Origin of the sequence: Xanthomonas hortorum pv. cynarae (assembly GCF_002939985.1) — a bacterium.
Taxonomy (GTDB): Bacteria; Pseudomonadota; Gammaproteobacteria; order Xanthomonadales; family Xanthomonadaceae; genus Xanthomonas; species Xanthomonas hortorum_D.
The window spans coordinates 20,374-34,823 of sequence record NZ_MDFM01000007.1; the positions used below are offsets into that span (position 1 = coordinate 20,374).

A 14,450-nucleotide genomic window follows, 5' to 3' on the forward strand; every position below is an offset into this window, starting at 1 on the left:
CTGCATCTGGAGCGGGCGAAGGGAATCGAACCCTCGTCAGTAGCTTGGGAAGCTACAGCTCTACCATTGAGCTACGCCCGCGTGGCGTTGCGAGAGTTTAGGCGGGTGCGGGTGTCGGGCGCAATGCGCAGACGTGACGAGGGCCGGTTGCCCGGCCCTCGTGTCTTGCAGATCTACCGCGTGGACAGCTGTGCGGCGTGGATCAGAAGTTGCCGCTGAAATTCACAAACAGCGTTGCATCGCGGGCGCTGCGCTGGGCGGTGGTGGTGCTCAGGCCGATATTGCTCTGCAGGCCCCACAGGCCGGTGCGGGCGCCCAGCACGACGGTGGCGTAGTTGCGATCGAAGTTCTGGCCCGGCACGGTGTACATGCCCACTTCCGGCATCGACTGCAGCCAGGCGCTGGCCTCGGTGCCGTCCTTGAACTCGTGGTCGTAGGTCGCCTGCACGTACGGCTTGACCGCAGCACCGTCCAGACGGACCTGGAAGCCGATGCGGCCCACCAGCGAATCGATGTCCTGATCGGCATAGCCCAGCGCGGTGGAGCTTTCGTTGCTTTCGGTGTAGCCGTCGAGCTTGAGCTTCTGCCAGGTCAGGCCGACCACCGGGCCGTACTTGAGGTTGCCTTCGCCCAGCGAATAGCCGGCGTTGACCGCGGCGGTGAGGTTGCTGCCGTCGGGCGAGCCGCTGTGTACGCGCGTTGCCGGCCCGAGCTGCACTTCGCGGTCGACGTCGTAGCGCAGCGCGCTGTAGCTGACCTGCGCATTGACCCACACCGGGCCGGTGTACCAGCCGAAGAACCCGCCCAGGGTGGTGTCGTCCTGCTTGAAGCTGCCGTTACGGTTGCCGAAATCGGCATCCATGCTGCCGAAGCCGCCAAAGCCGCCGAACACCAGGTCGCCCGCAGTCCAGTCCACACCGAACAGGCCGGCCGGTGCCATGCCGTCGTACAGATCGGCGTGGTCGTAGCGCTGCATGTCGCCGCGCACGCTGCCCCACCAGCGCAGACCATCGGCGTCCGGCTTGCCGTCCAGATGCCACGCTACCTGGTCGGCGCGGGCGCGGCCAATGGCCTGCGCGGAATGCGTCAGCACCTGCTGCAACCGCGGCGCCTCCAGCAGCGAGATGGCGTACTGGCCCAGGATCTGGTGGGTGGCGGTGGTCGGGTGGATACCGTCGGCGAACACATAGGTGTTCTGTGCGTTGGCCGCGACCAGGCTGGTCGGGTTACAGGCCGGCAGCGGCACCGCCGGGTTGCAGGCGGTGCTGGTGACGTTGCTGAAACCGTAGGTACCCGGATCGGCAACCACTTCCTGCAGGATGTGGAAGGTGTCGACCGGAATCACGCGCAGGCCGGCCGAACGCAGGCCGTTGAACAATGCGGTGTTGTAGGCAGTGGCCGCGGCAGTGCCCTGCGCCATCGCGGCGGCACCGCCGGCACGGAAGCGCGGGGTGATGCCCACATCCGGAATGGTCGGCACCATCACGTAGCGCGCGCCGGCAGCCTGCAGCGCACCGACTGCGCCGACCTGCGCGGTGACCGCGTTGCCGATGATGGCCTGCGCCTGGGCCGGCGCCGCAGCGGCGGCGAGCAGATCGTTGGCGCCGCCCCACACGGTGTAGAGCGCATTCGGGTTGGACTGGCCGCCGTTGGCGCTCAGGTAGGTGTTGATCTGGCTGGTCACCGACGGCGCAGCGCCGAGTGCGCTGACCGAACTGGCCTGGATGCGGGCGCCACCGGCCGCGTAGTTGTCGCCGGTCTGGCCGTTGCCGTTGGGTGCGGCGTTGGTGCCGAAATGGTCGGCCACATATTCGGCCCAGACAAAACCGGGATTGGTGGTGAACTTGCCGGTGACCGCGCGCGAGGCGGCCGGCAGTAACGGGTTGTAGTAGCCGCTGTCGGTGAGGCTGTCACCGAAGAACACGGTCTGGTCGAACGCAGACGCGGCCATGGCCGGGGTGGCCGCAATGGCGATGGCAACGGCCATCAGGGAACGGATCGGGCGAAGAGATGTAGCCATGGGAGTGCCTGCTCAAAGGTGTGTGGAACTGGACCGGACCGGCATACGTACGCTGGCGAATGGCACATGGTTTCACCCTCGCCGCCCGCGCTCACGCTGCATTGCCGCATAACGCAAAAACGCGCGCTCCGGCGGCACGCGATGCAACAATGATGACATGAACATCCAACTCAACGGCACCCCGCGCGACGTTCCCGATGACTTGCTCCTGATCACCTTGCTTGAGCAGGAAGGTCTTGCACAACGACGCGTCGCGGTCGAGGTCAATGGCGAAATCGTGTCGCGCGGGCGGCATGCCACACACCAGTTGTGCGCTGGCGATGTGGTGGAGATCGTGCACGCGCTGGGCGGCGGTTGATGCTGCGCGCAAGCCGGCGCAGCTGCGCGCGATCGGTGATAATTGCCCGATGACGACTACTGCCCCCACTGATGCATTGATCATCGCCGGCAAGGCCTACCGTTCGCGTCTGCTGACCGGCACCGGCAAGTTCAAGGATCTGGACGAAACCCGCCTGGCCACCGAAGCGGCCGCCGCGCAGATCGTGACCGTGGCGATCCGCCGGGTGAACATCGGCCAGAACCCGAACGCGCCCAGCCTGCTCGACGTGCTGCCGCCGGATCGCTACACGCTGCTGCCCAACACCGCCGGCTGCTACACCGCCGACGATGCGGTACGCACCTGCCGGCTGGCGCGCGAGCTGCTGGACGGCCACAACCTCACCAAGCTGGAAGTGCTTGGCGACGAGCGAACGCTGTATCCGGACGTGGTGCAGACGCTCAAGGCCGCCGAGCAACTGGTCGCCGATGGTTTCGACGTCATGGTCTATACCTCCGACGATCCGATCCTGGCCAAGCGTCTGGAAGAGATCGGCTGCGTGGCGGTGATGCCGCTGGCCGCGCCGATCGGCTCCGGGCTGGGCATCCAGAACAAGTACAACCTGCTGGAAATCATCGAAAACGCCAAGGTGCCGATCATTGTCGATGCCGGCGTAGGCACGGCATCGGACGCGGCGATCGCGATGGAGCTAGGCTGCGATGGCGTGTTGATGAATACCGCCATTGCCGGTGCGCGCGATCCGATCCTGATGGCGAGCGCGATGCGCAAGGCGATCGAGGCGGGGCGTGAGGCGTTTTTGGCTGGGCGGATTCCACGCAAGCGGTATGCGTCGGCGTCGAGTCCGGTGGATGGTGTGATTGGATGAGTGGGTGTGCTGCGTTGACATTGCAGTCGAGGCGCAATGATTGGCAGTGCGGCGTGCCGGATGTTGCCGTTGCTAGATCGCGCGTTGCTGCGCGTGCGCCCTCACGCCGTACCCTCACCCCAACCCCCGCTCCGCGCCCCGGCCCGCGCCTGCGTCGCGGGCGCTCCTATGCACGCGCGCCCACGGCGCGCAAGCTGTGCATCCTCGCCCCGGTGGGAGAGGGGCTTTCGTTTTACTGATGACTTAATTCATGACCGATCCGTTTACCAGTGACGGCGCCAAGATGCCGCCCAAGCCCTTCACCATCGAAGAGGGCCGCCGGCAGGTGCGCAGCTTCGTGCTGCGGCAGGGGCGTTTTACGCCGGCGCAGCAGCGCGCGTTCGATGAGTTGTGGCCGCGCTTCGGTCTGGATTACCTCGGGACGCCGCGCGATTTCGATGCGGCCTTCGGCCGCGCCGCACCCAAGGTGCTGGAAATCGGTTTCGGCAACGGCGCAGCGTTGCGCTTTGCCGCGCAGCAGGACCCCAGCCGCGACTACATCGGCATCGAGGTACATGCGCCCGGCGTCGGCCGCTTGCTCAATGCCTTGCACGACGACGACAGCACGCATGTGCGCCTCTATCACCATGATGCGGTGGAAGTACTCGAGCACGAAATCGCCGATGGCGCGCTGGACGAAGTGCGCATCTATTTCCCAGATCCATGGCACAAGAAGCGCCACAACAAGCGCCGCCTGATCCAGCAGGCGTTTGCGCAGCTGCTCGTGCGCAAGCTGCGCGATGGCGGCCGCCTGCACGCGGCCACCGACTGGGCCGATTACGCCGAACAGATGTGGGACGTGCTCGACGCCACACCGGGCCTGGTCAATCGCGCCGGCCCACGCGGCCACGTCGAACGCCCCGCCTGGCGCCCGCAGACCCACTTCGAAACACGCGGCCAGAAACTCGGTCACGGCGTATGGGATCTGGTGTATGACCGGGAATGGGGAGTCGGGAATGGGGAATCGCAAGGGCAACTGCCTCCGGCATCCGGATAGCGTCCACCTGCGTCGGCCTTTCCCGCTTTTCCCATTCTCCATTCCCGACTCCCCATTCCCGGACCTCAATGGACACCGCGCTGACACTGACCAACGATATGAAGCTCGTCCTCGGGCTGGTCGGTTTCACGATGGCGATGTTTTTGTTCGAGCGCATCCGCGCCGATGTGGTGGCGTTGATCGTGCTGGTGGTGTTGGGCGTGACTGGGCTGGTGGCGCCGGAAGAACTGTTCGGTGGCTTCTCCGGTAACGCGGTGATGAGCATCATCGCCACCACCATTCTCGGTGCGGGGTTGGAGCGCACCGGTGCGTTGAATCGCCTGGCGACGTGGTTGTTGCGGCGCTCGCACGGCAGCGAACAACGCTTGATGATGATGACGCTGGCCATCTCCGGCTTGAACTCGTCTTTCATGCAGAACCCGTCGGTGATGGCGCTGTATCTGCCGGTTGCCTCGCGGCTGGCCGCACGCACCGGGCTCACCCTGCAACGCATGCTGCTGCCGATCTCGGCAGCCATCGTGATGGGCGGCGCGCTCACCATGGTGGGCAATTCGCCGCTGATCCTGCTCAACGATCTGCTGGTCTCTGCCAATAACAACCTGCCCTCGGGCATGGCCAGCATCGAGCCGTTGAAGATGTTCGCGCCACTGCCGATCGGCGTGGCCTTGCTGATCGCCGCACTGCTGTACTTCCGCTTCTACGGCGACCGCAAGCTGATCGAAGAAGAACGCCTGATCAACGAAGGCGTCACGCCCTCGCGCACCGAGAGCTATTTCGCCAAGACATACGGCATCGACGGCGATGTGTTCGAGCTCACCGTCAGCGCCGAAAGTCCGCTGGTCGGCATGACCCTGGGCGAGGCCGAAGCGCTGCACGACGCGCCCTTGCTGCTCGCCCTGAAGACCGGCAACGACACCCGCCTGGCGCCGCCGGCCGACATGCGCATCTGGGTCGGCAGCGTGCTCGGTGCGATGGGGCCGCGCCAGGAAGTGACCGACTTTGCGCAGAACCACTTCCTGCGCATGTCCTCGCGCTTGCGCAATCTGGGCGATCTGTTCAATCCCAGCCTGGCCGGCATTTCCGAAGCGCTGATTCCGCCCAACTCGCGGCTGATCGGTAAGACCGCTGCCGAGTTGCGTCTGCGTAAGCAGAGCGGCATCAGCCTGCTGGCGATCAACCGCGACAAGCAGGTGATCCGCGAGGACGTGCGCAATGTGCCGCTGCGTGGCGGCGACATGCTGGTGTTCCACAGCATCTGGCAGGACCTGGCGCAGGCGGCGGAAAGCCGCGATTTCGTGCCGGTGACCGACTTCCCCAAGGGCGAGCAGCGCCCCCACAAGTTCAAGATCGCCATGGCGATCTTCGCCTTCACCATTTTGATCGCGTTGACCTCGCGCCTGCCGGTGGCACTGACGCTGATGACCGGCGTGGCCTGCATGCTGGTCAGCGGCGTGCTGCGCATGGACGAGGCCTACGCCTCGATCAACTGGAAGACCATCTTCATGATGGCCGGCCTGATCCCGCTGGGTTGGGCGATGGACAGCAGCGGCACCGCAGCCTGGGTGGCCGGCCACACCATCGACCGCCTGCCCGAAGGCGTGCCGGTATGGGCGCTGGAAATCAGTCTGGCATTGCTGACCACTGCGTTTTCGCTGGTGATCAGCCACGTCGGCGCGACCATCGTGATGGTGCCGATCGCGGTCAATCTGGCGTTGGCGGCCAACGGCAATCCCACGGCATTCGCATTGATCGTGGCGTTGTCGGCATCCAACAATCTGATGACCGCCTCCAACCCGGTGATCTCGATGGTAGCCGGCCCGGCCAACTATCAACCGCGCGAGCTGTGGCGCGTGGGCGCGCCGCTGTCGCTGATCTACATCGTGGTGATGGTGTCGATGATCAACCTGATGTTCTGGTGGGCGGCGCGCTGAATCGGCGTAGCGGTTTTTAGCAGCACGCGAGTTGCAACGCGACCTGGCACGCAACCACCATAGATATCGCCGACACGCTGCACACACTCGCCCGCGGCTTGCAGGCAACGTCGCTGCCGAAGGAGCCGAGCGACCTAGGCCAGAAAAACCTGCTCGCCCTCGATGCGCACCGGCACCGCCAACAACGATTGACCGCGGCACGGGCCGCTGATGCATTCGCCGCCGGCCAGCTCGAAGGCCGCGCCATGCGCAGCGCAGACCAGATGGCCTTCCTTGGTCTTGAGGAACTGGCCGGGCGCCCAATCCAGCCGACGGCCGACATGCGGGCACACGTTCAACCACGCACGCACCTGCGCGCCTTCGCGATACAACACCAGCGATTCCGGGCCGTCATTCCACACCGCTTCGACTTCCAGAAATCCTGCATCGGGAATCTGCGCCAATTCGGCAAGCGTGGTGGGCGATGACGAAGACATGCGATCAGCCGATCGAGAACGAATGCCGATTGTGGCATGCACATGGATCGCTGCTGCACTGCACTATCGGCGGGATCAGCGCATCAGCGCACAGCGAATACCTCGTCCATCGCAGGCCGCAAGCGAAGACGGGGCGGGCCTATGCGCTAGGCCGAACGTGATGGCCGCCGCAAAACCAGAGTGCATTTAACGAACTTTTCACTCAATGACATGAAACCGCAACGATACTGCCTGCCTGTTTCCTGCCCGGCAACCCACCGCCATGCCTGCACGCATCTTCCAATTCGGCAACATTCACCACATGTTTGCACCGCGCAAACCGCGTCATCCGTTGGTGCGCGTTGCTGCGGGTCTGGCGGGTCTGGTCATTCTTGCGGTGTTGATCTTCTTTAGTGTGTTCGTCGGTGCGGCCATGATCCTGGGCGGTATCGCCTGGAAATTGTTGAGCAAGTCCAATCGACGTGCGCCGCAGCAAGCACGCGTGGTCGAAGCCGAATACCGCGTGGTGCGCAAGCCCGCGTTGCCCTTGTCGCACTGAGCGACGCTGCGCGCATGACGCGCAGACGGTGTTGTCGTACACCGCCAAACGGCTAGACTCACGCGTCCCGTTCTCCAAGGATGCGTGCATGACCCACGATGTGATTCCCGCCGCCGATGTTCCGCGCATTCCGGTGGTTGGTGGCGGCAACTTTCCGGTGCACCGCATCTATTGTGTGGGCCGCAACTTTGCCGATCACGCGCGCGAGATGGGCGCCACCGCGCCTGCCTCCAAAGCCGAACGCGGCCAGCCGACGTTCTTCATGAAGCCTGCCGACGCGATCGTGGTCGGTCACGGCGACCACATTCCGTATCCGCCCGGTACCAAGGAACTGCACCACGAAGTGGAGCTGGTGGTGGCGCTGGGCCGCGATGCGCCGGCCGGCGAGTTGCCGGTGGATCAGGCTGAAGCCCTGATCTATGGCTACGGCGTGGGCCTGGATCTGACCCGTCGCGATCTGCAGGCAGCCGCCAAAGCCAAGGGCCTGCCGTGGGACATCGCCAAGGGCTTCGATCATTCCGCGCCGGTCAGCGAGCTGGTGCATGCCGGTGAAGTGGGCGCGCTGGACGCGTTGAATCTGTCGCTGGAGGTCAATGGTGAGGTGCGCCAGCAATCGCTGCTGGATCAGATGATCTGGAATGTGCCGGAGATTCTGCATGAGCTCTCCAAGCTCTATGCATTGCGCGCGGGCGATCTGATTTTCATGGGCACGCCGGCCGGCGTCGGTCCGTTGCTGCCCGGCGATCAGTTCAGCGCCCGCCTGGAAAACGTCGCCGAGCGCCACGGCATCATCGCGGGCTGACACGCAGCCCGCTACGATCTCATTGCGGCAGTTGGTCCGCGACCGCATCTGGAGTGCGCTATGGGAATGGTCAGCGAATTCAAGCAATTCGCGATGCGTGGCAATGTCATCGACCTGGCGGTCGGTGTGGTCATCGGTGCGGCGTTCGGCAAGATCGTCACCGCGCTGGTGGAGAAGATCATCATGCCGCCGATCGGCTGGGCCATCGGCAATGTGGATTTCTCGCGGCTGGCGTGGGTGCTCAAACCGGCCGGCGTCGATGCCACCGGCAAGGAAATCCCGGCCGTGGCGATTGGCTATGGCGATTTCATCAACACCGTCGTGCAGTTCGTGATCATTGCCTTTGCGATCTTTCTGGTGGTCAAGCTGATCAACCGCCTCACCCAGCGCAAGCCGGATGCTCCCAAAGGCCCGAGCGAAGAAGTGCTGCTGCTGCGCGAGATTCGCGACTCGCTGAAGAACGACACGCTGAAGACGCCAGGCGTGCCGTAAGCGGACACATCCACTGCGCAACTTCGCGCAGGAGGATGACCTTTCGCACGCAGACGGGGGACCTCGCGCTGATAAGCTCGGGGTCCCCCTTGTCGTTGGAGCCGCCCTGCATGCGTCGCCTCGCTGTCGCCATCTCTGCCCTACTCGCTTGCGCGCCCGCGCTGGCCGCACCAACCACCATCGCCGATAGCGCGCTGCGCACCGCCGCACAGCTGCGCGAGCAGGCGTTGGCCGACAGCACCGGCTTTGCAGTGGTGGAATCGTTGACCACCGAAGTGGGCCCGCGGATTGCCGGCGGCGAAGCCGATCCGCGCGCGGTGGCCTGGGCCAAGGCCAAGTTCACCGCGCTGGGTTTCGACAAGGTGCGGACCGAGCCGGTGACGTTTCCCAAGTGGCAGCGTCGCAGCGAGCAGGCCACGGTGATCGGCGCGCATGCGCAGCCGTTGCACATCACCGCGCTGGGCGGCAGCCCGGGCGGCACCGTCGAAGGCGAGGTCGTACGCTTCGAAAATCTTGCCGCATTGCAGGCTGCACCGGCCGGCTCGTTGACCGGCAAGATCGCGTTCGTCGATTACCAGATGACCAAGGCGCGCGACGGCCAGGATTATCGCAATGGCGGCGCGGTGCGCAGCAAGGGGCCATCGGAAGCGATCCGCAAGGGCGCGATCGGCTTTGTGATGCGCTCGGCCGGCACCGACTCGCATCGCGTGCCGCATACCGGCATCACCCGTTTCGATGAAGGCGTGACACCGGTGCCGGCAGCGGCGTTGTCGGTACCGGACGCCAACCAGCTCGCACGGCTCACCGCGCTGGGCGGCACGCGTCTGCGGCTGGCACTGGATTGCGGTTGGGACGGCACGGCGACCTCGTACAACGTGATCGGCGAAATCACCGGGCGCAGCAAGCCGAAGGAAGTGGTGGTGATCGGCGGGCATCTGGATTCGTGGGATCTGGGCACCGGCGCGATCGACGATGGTGCAGGCGTTGCGATCACCATGGCTGCAGGCCATTTGATCGGCCAACTCAAGCAGGCGCCCAAGCGCACGATTCGCGTGGTGGCCTTCGCCAACGAGGAGCAAGGCCTGTATGGCGGCAAGGCGTACGCGGCCGCACACGGCAAGGATGCCAAGGATATGGCACTGCATCAGATCGGCGCAGAGAGCGACTTCGGCGCCGGGCGCATTTATGCGTTCAACACCGGCTCGGCGGCGCCGGAAGAATCGCGCGCAGCGACCCAACAGATCGCCGAGGTGCTCGCACCGTTGGGCATCGCGTATGAGCCGAGCAAGGGCGGCCCGGGCCCTGATGTCGGCCCGATTTCGGCCAAGGGTGGTGCGTGGGCATGGCTGGCGCAGGACGGCACCGACTACTTCGATCTGCACCACACCGCCGACGACACCCTGGACAAGATCGACCCGAAGGCGCTCGCGCAAAACGTGGCTGCCTACACGGTGTTTGCGTATCTGGCGGCCGAAGCGGATGGCGATTTCGGCAGTCGTGCGAAGGTCGTGCAGCCGCCGAGCGAGTAAGCGCGGCTGAAGACGGCCGCACGCGCACGTCGGTTGAGCGTAGGCGGCACAGGTGACGCACACGGTGTGCGTTATCGGTGCCGATCCCGAACATCGACAGCGCCGATTGCCTGCGGCGACGCATGTTTTGAGTCGCTGCAGGCTTCAAGCCCACCCCCTGCCCTTTCGCTTCCACTCCAGGACGAGCACACACAATGGCGGCCAAGCGGCAACGCAGTGCGAATACTGCAGCGACTCTGCTGGATGTCGCCAAACACGCTGGCGTCTCGCCGATGACCGCCTCGCGCGTCATCAACCGGCACCCGCATGTCGGTGAAGACATGCGCGTGCGCGTGGAAGCCTCAGTGCAGGCATTGGGCTACCGGCCGAACCTGGCCGGCCGCTCGTTACGCACCAGCGGGCTGTTGCGCATCGGTGTGCTGTACAGCAATCCCAGCGCCGCCTATCTCAATCAGTTCATGCTCGGCTTGCTCGAACAGAGCAGCCTCAATGGCAGCCAGGTGCTGGTGGAAAAATGCGGCGCCATCCGCAGCCAACGTGCCGCGACCGAGCGTTTGCTCGCCGCAGGCGTGGACGGCGTGATCCTGCCGCCACCGTTATGCGATTCGCGCCAGACCATCGCCGAACTCGATGCACGCGGCATCCCGGTGGTCGCTGTGGCCAGCGGCGCGCCGATGGCGCAAATCAGCTCGGTGCGCATCGACGATTATCAGGCCGCGCGCGCCATCGTCGATCATCTGATCGAACTGGGCCATCGCCGCATCGCCCTGATCAAGGGCGACCCCAAGCACACCCCGAGCGCGTTACGCGCCAATGGCTATCTCGACAGCTTGCAGGCCGCAGGTTTGACGGTGGCCGAGGAGTTGATCGCCGAAGGATTATTCACCTATCGCTCCGGCCTGCTCGCCGCACGCAGCCTGCTCGCACAAGCGCAACCGCCCACCGCCATTTTCTGCAGCAACGACGATATGGCCGCTGCGGCCGTGGCAGTTGCACACGGGCTGGGCTTGCGCGTGCCCGAGGACGTGTCGGTCGCAGGCTTCGACGACACACCGGTGGCCACCACCATCTGGCCCGAGCTCACCACCGTGCATCAACCGGTCACCGCGATGGGACGCGCCGCAGTGTCGCTGTTGGCCGATGCAATCCGTCAGCGACGCAAGGGCGATACCGCACCGGGCGTGCATCAGGTGATGAAGTACACCGTGGTCAAGCGCGGATCCACCGCGGGGCCGCCGGCACGGTAACCGCTACATCGATCCGCAGCGTGTAACCCCTGTGCCATTACGCACAAAAAAGCGGCCGCATCGCTTCCCGACGATGCAGCCGAATGGGAGGGTGCCCGACGTTTCCATCGGGCGTACTGCAGCGCCGCATTCAACGGCGACGGGAAGAAAGCGCAATGACGGCTTGGAGAGTAGACAACAAGCAAACATGTGCGACACAGCGCGTGGATGCGCCGTGCCGCACAACGGTGCAAGCGAATCAGAAGCGCAGACGCAAACCCGCGTAGTAACGACGCTCGAAGATGTTCTGGTCGTAGTAGTGATTGGTCCACTGCGCGTAACGGCGTTCGCTCTCGCCGGTGAGGTTGGTGGCCTGTGCGTAGAGCGTCAGGTGATCATTGACGTCGTAGCTGAGCGATGCATCCAGATAGCCCACATCGTCGTTCCAGATCGCCAGTTCATCGCCCCAGGCTCCGCTGTTGACCTGGCTGAAGCGCTTGCTGCGCCAGTTGTAGGCCACGCGCGCCTGCAGCTTGTCCTTCTGGTACCACAGCACCGCATTGGCCTGATGCTTGGAGTTGTCTCCGATCGGCAGCGTGTTGCCTTCGATATCGGTGTTGTCGGTGTCGGCATCGGAGAAGGTGTAATTGATGTTGGTGCCGAAGCCGCTGAGCCAGCCGGGCAGGAAATCGAACGCCTGTTGGTAGCCGATTTCGAAACCCTTGATCTTGCCGCCACCGCCGTTGACGATGCGCTCGACCGTACCGCCCTGACGCACCACGCCATCGGCGTCAGGCAACAGTTCGATATTGGTCACGGTGGTGGGAAACGACTTCACATCGATCAGGAACGCGCCCACGCTGATCAACGAGGCATCGGCGAAATACCATTCCCACGAGGCGTTGTAGTTGGTGGCGCGGTATGGATCCAGATCCGGATTGCCGGAACGGCCGTTGAGGAACAGCACTGCATCCGAGGGCAACGACGGATTGCGCGGCGGTGTGCCGTTGACCGCATAGAAGCTCACCAGGCCGCGACCGAGATCGGGCAGATCCTGGCGCGCCACCGCCTTGTTGTAGGCAAAGCGCAGCTTCTGCGCGGCGGTGATATCCAGCGACAGGTTGGCGGTAGGCAGCACATCGGTGTATTGGCGGTTCAATCGATTGGTACCGATCGCCGGGCTGACACCGTTCCATTCGACATTGCCGATAAACACATTGCCGCTGCTCAGATACTGATCGATCGCCAGCTTGGTCTGCACGATGCGGGCGCCGATGTTCGCCGTCCACGGCACCGCACTGCCGGTGCCGCCTTCCAGATTCGCCAGGAAGTATGCCGCGGTGCTCTTTTCGGTGACCTTGTACGAATCGGCTGCCTGCTGGTAGGCCACGTTGCCGGGGTACAGGCTGTTGAGATAGCCCACCGGGTCCTTCATGACCTGCGGGTTGATCGCCGGCAGGCCCTGGCTGCCCAGGCCGGTGACCTTGAGCGGATCGAAGTCGTTGAAGTACGCCCAGTAACCGGGGATCGAATTGAACGGCAGCAGGCGCGCTTCGGAGACGCCGCTGCAGGTATCCACGATCAGCGGATCCTTGAAGTAATACAGCGAGCGGTTCGGGTCTGCGCAGCTGCTCGACACCGGCGACAGGTAGCGATAGGTATCCAGCTTGACCTCGCGCTCGCCGTAGCGAATGCCGAACTGGAAACCGCGCACCACGCCCTCATCGAACTCGAAGGTACCGTCGGCGCGGAACGCGTCCATCGTCGCTTCGATCTTGTTGCCCTGCGCCCAGGTCGACATCAGCTGCCAGTTGTCCGGGTTGGACACATCGGTGCCGAGGTTGACTGCCGGATAGGTGCCACGGAAATCCACCGAGGCATCCACCGTTGGCAAGCCATTGGCGTTTGCCCATTGCGTCACGCCACCGGCGCGGGTGATCTGGTCGCCGCGCGTCACTACGGCGTCGGCACGCGCCTCGTCGTAGGTGCGCTCGGCATCGCCGTGCACCCAACGGAACGACGCGCGAAACGGGCCGCCATCGTCGAAGCGGAGTTCCAGATTGGTGTTCAACGCATTCGAATCGGCCACACCGGCCATGGAATGCGCTTGAAAGCGGTTGTAGCGGAACTGGCCATATTCGAGCACGCCATTGGAATCGACCACCGATCCCGGCTGCAGCTGATTGGTTGCCCAGCCGGTATGCAGCTGCGCGGCCACCGAGGTGTCCTGGTCTTCGAGCTTGGTGTAGGCCGCATCGGCCAGCACCGTCCACGACTCGTTGATGTTGAACTGGAACGAGCCATTGATGCCGGTGCGCTGGCGATCGGTGCTGCGGTTATCCAGTTCGGTGGCCACCCAGTTGTAGAAATAATCGCGCGGCAGATTGCTCGGGTCGGTATTGCTGCCGATGCGTCCGTCTCCGTTGAAATCGAAGCCCACGTTCTGCTCGGTGGATTTCTGCGCGCCGTTGGAATACACGCTGGGGTGATTGTTTTCCAGCGTGGCATCCGAATACGACACCGCCAGCAACGCCCCCCAACGCTCGGTGCGGAAGCTGGCCAGGCCCGAGTACAGTTCATTGAGTTCCTGCACGCGATCGCCATAGGAGCCTTCGGCCTGGCCGCTGAAGGTCCAGCCTTCCGGCAGATCGAACGGGCGGCGCGTCTTCAGCGACACGGTCCCGCTGATACCGCCATCCAGATCGGCGGCGGTGGGCGACTTGATCACATCAACGCCACTGAACAAGGTCGGCGGAATGTCGACGAAGTCCGGCTGCGCACGGCCGATATTCGGCTGGCCGTATTGATCGCCGCCGCCGGCGCTCAAGTACAACTCACCGTTCATGGTGGTCTGCACCTGCGGCATGCCGCGGATATTGAGCTGCGAGCCTTCGCCGGCCGAGCGCCGGATCTGCACACCGGGCACGCGCTGCAGCGAATCGGTGATGGTGACATCGGGCAACTTGCCGATGTCTTCGGCAGAGATCGAATCGATGATCTGCGCGGCGGTGCGCTTGTTCTCGATGGCCTCGGCCTGCGCGCCGCGCACGCCTTTGACCATGACCTTGTCCAGTTCGGTGACGCCAGGAGTGGTGCCGGCGTCCTGCGCGTTGACGCTGCCGGCAAGCAAGGTGAGCGCCGCCGCGAGTGCGGCAACCAATGGGGTGTGACGGGTGTTCGCATGCAGCTTGTTCATGG

Annotated in this window: 12 protein-coding genes and 1 tRNA gene; 9 read left to right on the forward strand and 4 right to left on the reverse strand. The window is 64.3% G+C overall.

The features are described 5' to 3' along the window. Nucleotides 1–7: 7 nt before the first annotated feature. Nucleotides 8–81 (reverse strand) — tRNA-Gly (locus XcyCFBP4188_RS06520). A gap of 121 nt (nucleotides 82–202) precedes the next feature. Beyond that, on the reverse strand, nucleotides 203–1,987 hold the full coding sequence (locus tag XcyCFBP4188_RS06525; RefSeq protein WP_046932213.1) for an autotransporter domain-containing esterase: 1,785 nt from the start codon (nucleotides 1,985–1,987) through the stop codon (nucleotides 203–205). Between the two features lie 190 nt (nucleotides 1,988–2,177). Here XcyCFBP4188_RS06525 and thiS point away from each other — a divergent pair, with 190 nt between their 5' ends. The 4 genes from thiS to XcyCFBP4188_RS06550 all read left to right on the forward strand — a co-directional run bounded on the left by thiS (nucleotide 2,178) and on the right by XcyCFBP4188_RS06550 (nucleotide 6,189). Then, nucleotides 2,178–2,378, forward strand: a complete 201-nt coding sequence (gene thiS, locus XcyCFBP4188_RS06530; RefSeq protein WP_006448448.1) for a sulfur carrier protein ThiS — start codon at nucleotides 2,178–2,180, stop codon at nucleotides 2,376–2,378. Nucleotides 2,379–2,427: 49 nt separating this feature from the next. Beyond that, nucleotides 2,428–3,222: a thiazole synthase gene (locus XcyCFBP4188_RS06535; protein ID WP_006448449.1), complete on the forward strand. Its 795-nt coding sequence runs from the start codon at nucleotides 2,428–2,430 to the stop codon at nucleotides 3,220–3,222. 250 nt (nucleotides 3,223–3,472) lie between these two features. Beyond that, nucleotides 3,473–4,258 (forward strand): tRNA (guanosine(46)-N7)-methyltransferase TrmB, encoded by a 786-nt coding sequence (gene trmB, locus XcyCFBP4188_RS06545; protein ID WP_006448450.1) that lies wholly within the window; start codon nucleotides 3,473–3,475, stop codon nucleotides 4,256–4,258. A 68-nt stretch (nucleotides 4,259–4,326) separates the two neighbouring features. Further along, nucleotides 4,327–6,189 (forward strand): SLC13 family permease, encoded by a 1,863-nt coding sequence (locus XcyCFBP4188_RS06550; protein WP_104591816.1) that lies wholly within the window; start codon nucleotides 4,327–4,329, stop codon nucleotides 6,187–6,189. A gap of 134 nt (nucleotides 6,190–6,323) precedes the next feature. Here the strand turns inward: XcyCFBP4188_RS06550 and XcyCFBP4188_RS06555 are convergent, their stop codons facing one another. Next, nucleotides 6,324–6,665: a Rieske (2Fe-2S) protein gene (locus XcyCFBP4188_RS06555; RefSeq protein WP_104591817.1), complete on the reverse strand. Its 342-nt coding sequence runs from the start codon at nucleotides 6,663–6,665 to the stop codon at nucleotides 6,324–6,326. 262 nt (nucleotides 6,666–6,927) lie between these two features. On the opposite strand from XcyCFBP4188_RS06555, the gene XcyCFBP4188_RS06560 reads away from it, so the two are divergent. The 5 genes from XcyCFBP4188_RS06560 (at nucleotide 6,928) to XcyCFBP4188_RS06580 (ending at nucleotide 11,273) form a co-directional block, all read left to right on the forward strand. Continuing rightward, entirely contained in the window at nucleotides 6,928–7,203 is a 276-nt protein-coding gene (locus XcyCFBP4188_RS06560) for a hypothetical protein (RefSeq protein ID WP_104591818.1), read from the forward strand. Between the two features lie 88 nt (nucleotides 7,204–7,291). Further along, a complete protein-coding gene (locus tag XcyCFBP4188_RS06565; RefSeq protein ID WP_006448454.1) occupies nucleotides 7,292–8,005 on the forward strand; it encodes a fumarylacetoacetate hydrolase family protein in 714 nt (237 codons plus the stop codon). A 60-nt stretch (nucleotides 8,006–8,065) separates the two neighbouring features. After that, on the forward strand, nucleotides 8,066–8,497 hold the full coding sequence (gene mscL, locus XcyCFBP4188_RS06570) for a large-conductance mechanosensitive channel protein MscL (protein WP_104591819.1): 432 nt from the start codon (nucleotides 8,066–8,068) through the stop codon (nucleotides 8,495–8,497). Nucleotides 8,498–8,607: 110 nt separating this feature from the next. Next, nucleotides 8,608–10,026, forward strand: coding sequence for a M20/M25/M40 family metallo-hydrolase (locus XcyCFBP4188_RS06575; protein ID WP_104591820.1), 1,419 nt, complete (start codon nucleotides 8,608–8,610; stop codon nucleotides 10,024–10,026). A 194-nt stretch (nucleotides 10,027–10,220) separates the two neighbouring features. Beyond that, nucleotides 10,221–11,273: a LacI family DNA-binding transcriptional regulator gene (locus XcyCFBP4188_RS06580; protein WP_006448457.1), complete on the forward strand. Its 1,053-nt coding sequence runs from the start codon at nucleotides 10,221–10,223 to the stop codon at nucleotides 11,271–11,273. 238 nt (nucleotides 11,274–11,511) lie between these two features. Here the strand turns inward: XcyCFBP4188_RS06580 and XcyCFBP4188_RS06585 are convergent, their stop codons facing one another. Further along, nucleotides 11,512–14,448, reverse strand: a complete 2,937-nt coding sequence (locus XcyCFBP4188_RS06585) for a TonB-dependent receptor (protein ID WP_006448458.1) — start codon at nucleotides 14,446–14,448, stop codon at nucleotides 11,512–11,514. Nucleotides 14,449–14,450 lie beyond the last annotated feature (2 nt).

Bases quoted from the DNA above. Each gene is read 5' to 3' on its own strand.
- XcyCFBP4188_RS06525 (WP_046932213.1), bottom strand. From the start codon at position 1,987: ATGGCCGTTGCCATCGCCATTGCGGCCACCCCGGCCATGGCCGCGTCT.
- thiS (WP_006448448.1), top strand. From the start codon at position 2,178: ATGAACATCCAACTCAACGGCACCCCGCGCGACGTTCCCGATGACTTG.
- XcyCFBP4188_RS06535 (WP_006448449.1), top strand. From the start codon at position 2,428: ATGACGACTACTGCCCCCACTGATGCATTGATCATCGCCGGCAAGGCC.
- trmB (WP_006448450.1), top strand. From the start codon at position 3,473: ATGACCGATCCGTTTACCAGTGACGGCGCCAAGATGCCGCCCAAGCCC.
- XcyCFBP4188_RS06550 (WP_104591816.1), top strand. From the start codon at position 4,327: ATGGACACCGCGCTGACACTGACCAACGATATGAAGCTCGTCCTCGGG.
- XcyCFBP4188_RS06555 (WP_104591817.1), bottom strand. From the start codon at position 6,665: ATGTCTTCGTCATCGCCCACCACGCTTGCCGAATTGGCGCAGATTCCC.
- XcyCFBP4188_RS06560 (WP_104591818.1), top strand. From the start codon at position 6,928: ATGCCTGCACGCATCTTCCAATTCGGCAACATTCACCACATGTTTGCA.
- XcyCFBP4188_RS06565 (WP_006448454.1), top strand. From the start codon at position 7,292: ATGACCCACGATGTGATTCCCGCCGCCGATGTTCCGCGCATTCCGGTG.
- mscL (WP_104591819.1), top strand. From the start codon at position 8,066: ATGGGAATGGTCAGCGAATTCAAGCAATTCGCGATGCGTGGCAATGTC.
- XcyCFBP4188_RS06575 (WP_104591820.1), top strand. From the start codon at position 8,608: ATGCGTCGCCTCGCTGTCGCCATCTCTGCCCTACTCGCTTGCGCGCCC.
- XcyCFBP4188_RS06580 (WP_006448457.1), top strand. From the start codon at position 10,221: ATGGCGGCCAAGCGGCAACGCAGTGCGAATACTGCAGCGACTCTGCTG.
- XcyCFBP4188_RS06585 (WP_006448458.1), bottom strand. From the start codon at position 14,448: ATGAACAAGCTGCATGCGAACACCCGTCACACCCCATTGGTTGCCGCA.